The sequence below is a fragment of the Romboutsia sp. genome, assembly GCF_035470145.1.
In the GTDB taxonomy this organism is placed as follows: domain Bacteria; phylum Bacillota; class Clostridia; order Peptostreptococcales; family Peptostreptococcaceae; genus Romboutsia_D.
Genome location: NZ_DATIRC010000407.1, coordinates 1 through 5,277, shown reverse-complemented (window position 1 = coordinate 5,277; position 5,277 = coordinate 1). Strand labels below are relative to the sequence as shown.

The 5,277-nt window shown below is 27.3% G+C and carries 8 protein-coding genes; 3 read left to right on the top strand and 5 right to left on the bottom strand.

Features of this window, described 5'->3' with window-relative positions:
* Positions 1–94 precede the first annotated feature (94 nt).
* Positions 95–430 (bottom strand): cupin, encoded by a 336-nt coding sequence (locus VLM92_RS16085; RefSeq protein ID WP_325277335.1) that lies wholly within the window; start codon positions 428–430, stop codon positions 95–97.
* A 3-nt stretch (positions 431–433) separates the two neighbouring features.
* Positions 434–772: a cupin domain-containing protein gene (locus VLM92_RS16080; protein WP_325277334.1), complete on the bottom strand. Its 339-nt coding sequence runs from the start codon at positions 770–772 to the stop codon at positions 434–436.
* Positions 773–954: 182 nt separating this feature from the next.
* On the opposite strand from VLM92_RS16080, the gene VLM92_RS17430 reads away from it, so the two are divergent.
* Positions 955–1,203, top strand: coding sequence for an N-acetylmuramoyl-L-alanine amidase (locus VLM92_RS17430; RefSeq protein WP_414708167.1), 249 nt, complete (start codon positions 955–957; stop codon positions 1,201–1,203).
* A gap of 258 nt (positions 1,204–1,461) precedes the next feature.
* Here VLM92_RS17430 and VLM92_RS16075 read toward each other — a convergent pair whose 3' ends face one another.
* The 3 genes from VLM92_RS16075 to VLM92_RS16065 form a co-directional block, all read right to left on the bottom strand.
* Complete coding sequence (locus VLM92_RS16075) at positions 1,462–2,421, bottom strand: DUF6241 domain-containing protein (protein WP_325277333.1); 960 nt, start codon at positions 2,419–2,421, stop codon at positions 1,462–1,464.
* 657 nt (positions 2,422–3,078) lie between these two features.
* Positions 3,079–3,300 carry a hypothetical protein gene (locus tag VLM92_RS16070; protein ID WP_325277332.1) on the bottom strand — a complete coding sequence of 74 codons (222 nt, stop codon included), beginning with the start codon at positions 3,298–3,300 and terminating at the stop codon, positions 3,079–3,081.
* 45 nt (positions 3,301–3,345) lie between these two features.
* Positions 3,346–3,528: a hypothetical protein gene (locus tag VLM92_RS16065; protein WP_325277331.1), complete on the bottom strand. Its 183-nt coding sequence runs from the start codon at positions 3,526–3,528 to the stop codon at positions 3,346–3,348.
* A 149-nt stretch (positions 3,529–3,677) separates the two neighbouring features.
* Between VLM92_RS16065 and VLM92_RS16060 the strand changes: the two genes are divergently transcribed.
* Entirely contained in the window at positions 3,678–4,430 is a 753-nt protein-coding gene (locus VLM92_RS16060; RefSeq protein WP_325277330.1) for an ABC transporter ATP-binding protein, read from the top strand.
* A complete protein-coding gene (locus VLM92_RS16055; RefSeq protein ID WP_325277329.1) occupies positions 4,417–5,220 on the top strand; it encodes an ABC transporter permease in 804 nt (267 codons plus the stop codon). The genes VLM92_RS16060 and VLM92_RS16055 overlap by 14 nt, the downstream gene beginning before the upstream one ends.
* The last annotated feature ends 57 nt before the right edge of the window (positions 5,221–5,277 follow it).

Here is a 5,277-nt window from a genome sequence, read left to right as displayed (position 1 = left end):
ACTATCTATTCTATCTTAAGATTGATTAAATTTATTGTATTATATTTATTTTACACTTCTTGCACTAACTGGGCAAATTTATAGCTTTATTATTTTACGCTTTTACTAATACATTGAATAATTTCACATCGCTAATAGCTTCTATTCCATAGTTTATATCAGCTTCCATAGCAATCATATCACCTTTGTTTATTATTACTTCGTCATTTTCGTTGTAAACAATTTTGGCACTACCTTCAATCATTACAAATAAAGTTTCCATTTCATAGTATTCTTTATCAATACTTTCACCTTCAGCAAATGAGAAGAATCTTATTTCTGTATTGTCATTATCTATTAAAGCTTTACTAGCTATTTTATTTCCTGTATGCTTTATCATATTCTCCATTTCAATTGGCTCAAAAGGCTTAATATTTCTTAAATATTTCATATTTTAGTCCTCCTTAACTACAACAAGAAGCATTTTCATATCTTCTTTAGCTGTTACTTGATGTTGGATATTAGCCGGCATTACTACAAATTGTCCTTTAGTAGCTTCCATAGTTTCGTCACCTATTTTTATTGTTGCTACACCTTGGTGTATATAAACTAAAGCATCACCTTTCGCTGCATGAGGTCCTACACCTTCACCTTTACCAAATGCTAAAACTGTTACACCTACACCTTTCTTTTGTGCCATTGTTACAGTCTCTATTTGTCCTTCATAACAACTTACTAAACTATCAAAATCTATACTCTTTGATTTTTCTATATTCTTTATTAACTCTTGCATTTTTAACATCTCCTTTATATTTTAATTACTATATTGTATATTTGTTAAATATCTATTTCATATACACATTATATATTACATCCTACTTTAAAGTCGTAACCTATGTTACATTTCTTAATTTATTAAAAATTATAATTACCTTAAAGGTTCTCGTGCTGGGATCAAAACCAATACATCTATTAATGCCGGATGATAAATATTATTCTCTAGACTATAGAAGCTCAAAAGCCAATAAACAAGGCTGTGACTACTTTGTTAGCTTACATATGAATTCATCAACTAATAAATCCACTAAAGGGTGTGAAGTCTGGGTATATGATGAAAAAAGTAAGTTATATACTCTATCTAAAAATCTCTTCTCTAATTTATCTAATGCTTTAAAACTCAAAATGAAGCTATATCTAAAGGTTTTAAAAATACATATATCGTAACAAATTAAGAAAAGCCAAGTGTGTGCTCTTTGCACTCTTGGCCCTCTTTTTGTATAAAGCTGTAAATTTCTAATCAACTAATGTTTAACTTCGAAGATATGATACATTATGAATTTCTCATAAACTATGTTTCTAAATTCATAACATTTGATAAATAAAAAACTTTATATAAAAATATCACCAGTGCTTATCTCAATATGATATATTGCCCTAAGTTATGCTTATTGGATTCTGATATTTCTATAGTTTTAGTTAAAATTATTTTTTCATTTTACTTATCACCTTCTGTATAGCATCTTCATCAATTGCTATTGCATAACCTACTTCTCCTCCTAATATACGCCAAACATAATTATGTACTTTAGTCGCATTACTAAAGTCTCCTTCTTTCCACTTTAAAAGCATTTTCTCTAGTACTTTATCATTTAAATCCTCTTCAACTGATTTTATAGCTATATCTATAGTAGTTGGTGTTACTTCTGTTAATCCATATTTTATATTATTATTTTCTGCAATTATTAATGTATTAGCCATTGTATGTACTAAATCGATAACATCTTCATTGTACATATCAGCTTTAACTTCTGATTCTGTTGTTACAGGCTGTGACTCTATATGATTTGTAAATAAGTTATTATGTATAGAGTTAAATACTTTTCCAAATGGTGTAAATACATATGCATAATGTGGTATCATTATGAAAGATATACATATTATAAATACACCTACCAATAGTAATCCTTTTGTATACTTTTTTATTGTTTGTTTTTTAATTTCATTAAAATATACTTCTATAGTTTCTTTTAAATCCACTGGTATATTTCTTTCTTCTATATTTATAGCTAATTTTTCATAGTTTTGTTTTAATATTTCATATACTGCTTCTTCATCTTTAATCTCTATATCTTCTTTTAAATCTAATTTATCTATAATTTCTTTTCTCTCACTACTATCTAGGTTAAGAACTACAGCATATATTGCTATATTTCTTATGAATGTATCTATTACCGTATCCTCTTTTATATCAAACCTATGTATATACACTTCTTTTATTATATGCTTTAAAACTTGTTCTTCTTTACCTTTTCTAAATGTGCTTGCTACTTTATATATAATTCCACTATTTTCTCTTATTATCTCGTCTGTTTTTAACCTTGTTGCAATTAAAGATTGATGTCCATCCCTTAATGCAGTTTCATTTCTTTTTAACTTACTCATCCAAACACCACATTTCTTTTTTTAATAGCTATCTACCCAATATTTAATAATAATACATCTATATTAAATTGTCTATAATTCTATAGATTTCAACTATACTTATTAATCTATTCAGCACAATAATATGTAACATATCCAAGGTCTTTTAAATTAAAGTTTAAATTGCCTAACACCAATAAAGACTTTCTATAAAATTTTTTTCTAAAATACTTTAATATCACCTAAAACCTTAATTCCCTATACTTATCCCAAGAAGTAAACAATCTCCTGAAAAATCAAAAGGAGGTAGATTAATAGCTAAATTACTTCCTTTAGCTTCTTGATTTTTTAATGCATTTTTTAATTTACTTATATTCTTTCTCCCCTTTTGTTGAATTTTCTATATAAGCTTGACTATAATTAACGTATATATAATTAAGGATGTGATTAACTTGGAAAAACTTTTTTCCTCTAAAACTATAAAGAATTCTATTTATATCATAAGTTTCGTATTGCTAGTTATCTTTGCATTTTCTAATAATAAAATCTTAGGTTTATTAGCTCCTCTTTTAATATGTCTTATAGACTATTATGATTATAAAAATACAGGTACTTTTCCATTTTTATGTATTTTCTCCGCTCTAATATGTATAATTTTAATTGTAGCGATGATTATTTCTATGTTTTAGTTCTACTTTTAAATATTAAGTATGTTTCAATAATGTTAGTTTTATCTACACTAGGTATTATTAAATCTGGTAGTTTTATTTGGTTTACTGCAAGACCTGTTGCGTTATATATATTTACAGCACTTGCTATAGATTCTTTTAAGAAAAAATCTTTATTCGGATTTATACTGTTCTCATTATCTTCTATTGCATCTGGATTATCTATAATCATGTATTTATTAAATTCATTTTTTAAATTTGTATTATAATCTATATGCTAAAGCACCCTTGATGTAGTGGTTTTCATAAACTGCTCTGCTATCTCTGGGTGTTCTTTTTTAGCCTTTTTCTCAGTATCTAATTCTTTAGTAAGTCTATTCACCTTATCATAACGATTTGGCTTATCCTCTTTTATAAAAAGAATTAAACTCTCATGTTTGTACTTTTCTCTTAGAAACACGGAGTTACATATACAAACTATAGATATGGGTATAGATATACTATCTATAGTGGTTTTATCAATAATATAAATTGTGTAAAACTTGGTACAAATCCTCAAAAACCTTAATACTATAATATATAGTAAAAATCTTACTGGGGGTGAGTTATATGCAACAAATGGTGAACGTAAATGATTTATCTCAAACCTTTTACACCAAAGATGGGGAACTAGAAGTTTTAAAAGATATAAACTTCTCACTAGACGAAGGTCAAATCTTAACTCTACTTGGACCTAGTGGATGTGGAAAATCAACCATTCTAAACATATTAACAAAGCTTTTAAATCCAACTAGTGGTGATGTAACTATAAACGGAAAAATCGGATATATGTTTCAAAAAGACCATTTGCTAGAATGGCGAAATATTATGGATAACATAACACTTGGTCTTGAAATTCAAAAAAGTAAAACTGAGCAAAATATTTTACAAATTGAAAAACTCTTAAAAACTTATGGTTTATGGGAGTTTAGAAATATGTATCCAAAAGAGCTATCAGGAGGTATGAGACAACGTGTGGCTCTTATTCGTACTCTTTCTGTAAATCCTGATATATTACTTCTTGATGAGCCTTTCTCAGCACTTGATTATCAAACAAGGCTTTTAGTTAGTGATGATGTTTATAAAATTATTAAAAATGAAAATAAATCTGCAATTCTTGTAACTCATGACATTTCAGAAGCTATATCTATGAGTGACAAAGTAGTTGTTTTATCTAAGATACCTGCAACTGTAAAAAACACTTATGATATAGATCTTAGAAAAAATGAAGATTTAACTCCTCTACAAACTCGTAAAGTTCCAGGTTTCCAAAAATACTTTGACATACTATGGAAGGAGCTTGATTCTTATGAGACTAAGTAAAGATACTGATGGATATATTAAATATTTAAAAAATATAAAAAATGAAAAAAGAAAAGTATTAGTCTATCAATTGCTACTACTCGTAGGCTTTATAATATTATGGGAAATTCTTGCTAACCTTAAACTTATAAATACCTTCCTATTTAGTAAACCTAGCAATATATACCATTTATTTGTTACTTATATTCAAAACGGTGAACTTCTACGTCATGTTGGTGTGTCTGTTTATGAAACTATTTTAGGTCTTGTCATTGGTACTGTTTTAGGTATATTAATTGCTATTGCACTATGGTGGTCTGAGAAATTATCAAAAATACTAGATCCATTTTTAGTAGTCTTAAATGCTCTTCCTAAAACTGCTCTTGCTCCTATTATTATAGTTTGGGCTGGTGCAGGTATTAGTGGTATTGTTGTTACTGCTGTTACCATTTCAGTAGTTGTAACAATACTTTCTGCTTATAATTATTTTGCAAATGTTGATGAAGAAAAGGTGAAAATGTTAAAAAGCTTTGGTGCTAAAAAGTCTCAAATATTATTTAAATTAATAATACCTTCAAATATTGGTAATTTAATAAATCTTACTAAAATCAACATAGGTATGGCTTGGGTAGGGGTTATAGTTGGAGAGTTTTTAGTTTCAAGATATGGTATTGGATATTTGATAGTTTATGGAAGCCAAGTATTTAAGCTAGATTTAGTCATGATGGGGGTACTTGTACTTGCATTTTGCGCTTGGGTTATGTATGAAATTTTAAACATTATTGAAAAAATATATAATTCTAAAAGATAAAATAAAAAAAGTGTCTCTTAATGATTAAACTCATTATGAGACACTCTCTTTTATATT